This is a genomic window from uncultured Campylobacter sp. (assembly GCF_938018145.1).
Taxonomy (GTDB): Bacteria; Campylobacterota; Campylobacteria; order Campylobacterales; family Campylobacteraceae; genus Campylobacter_A.
The window spans coordinates 1-2,512 of the sequence record NZ_CALIII010000025.1 but is presented as its reverse complement, the minus strand read 5'-3'; the positions used below and the strand labels follow the sequence as shown (position 1 = coordinate 2,512).

Sequence of the window (2,512 nt, the reverse complement as noted above, 5' to 3'; positions counted from 1 at the left end):
GAACAAAAGCTTGCTTGACTAAGGCGATATCCTCCGTGCTCATTTGACGCGGCGTTTTGTAACTCTCGCTAAATTTTACCGCGCTAGGTGCGATCAGACCCTCGCACTCGCTTTTTCTACCGGCATGCGCGAGCTGGACGGCCATTACGGCGCCGTATTTGACGCACTCCTTGACGAGCCTGGCGTGCGCCTCTAGCTGCTCGTCGTTCCACAGCCCCAGATCGCGGCTCGTGATCCTACCTCTAGGCTCTACGGCCGTAGCCTCGACGATGATGAGCCCGACGCCTCCCAGCGCGCGAGCGGCGTAGTGCAAGCGGTGAAAGCACCTAGGGCAGCCGTTTTCGTTTTTGGCCTTATACATGCACATCGGCGGCATCACGATGCGGTTTTTGATCTGCAGATCGCCGATTTTTAGCGGCGTAAAAAGCAAGCTTTGCATGAGAAATCCTTTAAAGATTATTTGCGGTTATTTTAAGATATTTGTTTAAATTTATTTAGTTGAGCGGCAAATTTTAGCAGCCGACAGGTGCGCGCAGTAAGGCTAACGAGCCGCAACGGCCTTTATTTTACTTCCATCAAATTTGAAAATTTTACTCGCCGCCGCTAAAAATAGAAGCAAAGTACTCGTCTATATCCACGCCATCTTTTTTTCATATCTTTTAGTCTTAGTTTTACATTAGCGTCTTGCCAAAGTATCGGCGGCAAGGCAAACATCACCTTATCAAGGCTAAATTTACTCACATCCTCGCGCCAGCCATCCCAGCGGTAAAGCTCGTAAAATTTAGATACATCGCCACAAAGCGTCCAGTACAAAAACTGCGAGTAGCCAAGCTGTGTATCTTCCCATTTGCCGCTATCTGGCGCGTAGTAAAAGACGTTGCCAGCTTTGCCACCAAAAGCGCCACCATTTATCGCGAAAAATCCACCCAAAACATCGTCTGCCACGAGCAAATAGCTAGGCATTTGCCCTGCTTCGCTAAAGCTTTTGCCAAGGCTAAAGCTGTAAACCCCGCGATTCATCCCCTCGCAGCCAGAACCAAGCACGCGTAGCCAACCGCTATCTATCACGATGCCGCCGCACCCACAAACAAGCGCTCCCATCGGTGAGCGAGTGGTAACTTGAAGTCCCAAAAGCTCACTTTGCGCCCTGCTCTCATCACGCGGTAAAACTTTACTCGTTCTTAGCTTATTTAGCCGCTATTCGACCAACTCCCAGCCCGGCTCATTTGTGTCTATAAGCTCGCCTAAAGCCCTCATCGCGCGCCCTTTGGGTCAAATTTGATGAAATTTAAAAGAAGGATTTGGCGAGTCGCCCCGCCAAATTTATATTAGTAGATTATTTTGCATCCCAAGCTAGGATCGTGTTACCCTCGGCGTCGGTGGCTACGTCGCCCATACCCATGATGTTGTAGCCGCAGTCGACGTAGTGCACCTCGCCGGTCACGCCGCTAGCAAGGTCGCTAAGCAGATACATAGCGCTGTTGCCGACGTCATGCGTCGTGACGTTGCGTTTTAGCGGGCTATTTACCTCGTTGTAGCGTAAAATCATCCTAAAGTCGCCGATTCCGCTTGCCGCAAGCGTTTTGATAGGGCCTGCGGAGATCGCATTTACGCGGATGCCGCGCGCGCCAAGATCGTGAGCGAGATAGCGCACGGAGCTTTCAAGTGCTGCTTTTGCGACGCCCATTACGTTGTAGTGAGGCACGAATTTTGGTCCGCCAAGATATGTGAGCGTGAGCACCGAGCCGCCCTCTTTTAGCACCGGCAGCACCGCGCGCGTGAGGCTTAGTAGCGAATACACGCTCGTGCCCATCGCGATATCAAAGGCTTCTTTTGTAGTGTTTACAAACTCGCCCTCTAGCGCTTCTTTTGGCGCATAGGCCACTGCGTGCACGACGAAATCTATCTCGCCGAGGTCTGCTTTGATACGATCCGCAAGGCCGTCTAAATGAGCTTGGTTGTTTACGTCAAGCTCGTAGACGAATTTGCTCCCAAACTCCTCCGCTATCGGCTCTACGCGTTTTTTCAGCGCGTCGTTTAGGTAGGTAAACGCCATCTGCGCGCCCTGCGCGTGGCAAGCCTCGGCGATGCCGTAAGCGATAGATTTGGCGTTAGCGACGCCGACGATGAGGCCCTTTTTCCCTTTTAAAATCATTATTTCTCCTTTCTATTTTTGCTTGGCTTTTGAGCGCTTTTTGGCGATTTTGTTAAAATTTTGCTCGGCAGACCATCTGTCTAGCCTACGCAAAATTTTAACTGCAAAGCCCCAAAAATCATCTCAAAATCCTTTGCAATTTGAAATTTACAAAACTCTATAAAACACCAATTTTTAAACATAAATAGACAAGCGGAAATATCGCTAGGCGGATTTAAATGTTTTGAAGTAAATTTCGTCCCAAGACTAGGCATATAGCCTGTCGCAGGGCGAAATTTACAAAATCATTTAAAGACGTCAGCGAGATGACGCGCTAATAAGCTCCAAGAAACCGGGGGCGTCCCAACTCGCCGTACC

Annotated in this window: 2 protein-coding genes and 1 pseudogene; all 3 read right to left on the bottom strand. The window is 49.9% G+C overall.

Features of this window, described 5'->3' with window-relative positions; translation table 11 throughout:
- A pseudogene (locus tag Q0338_RS00630) lies at window positions 1–439 on the bottom strand (NADH:flavin oxidoreductase/NADH oxidase); the annotation flags it as partial.
- 164 nt (window positions 440–603) lie between these two features.
- Entirely contained in the window at window positions 604–1,131 is a 528-nt protein-coding gene (locus Q0338_RS00625; RefSeq protein ID WP_298085076.1) for a DUF2625 family protein, read from the bottom strand.
- Between the two features lie 205 nt (window positions 1,132–1,336).
- Window positions 1,337–2,155, bottom strand: coding sequence for an enoyl-ACP reductase FabI (gene fabI / locus Q0338_RS00620; protein WP_148800746.1), 819 nt, complete (start codon window positions 2,153–2,155; stop codon window positions 1,337–1,339).
- Window positions 2,156–2,512 lie beyond the last annotated feature (357 nt).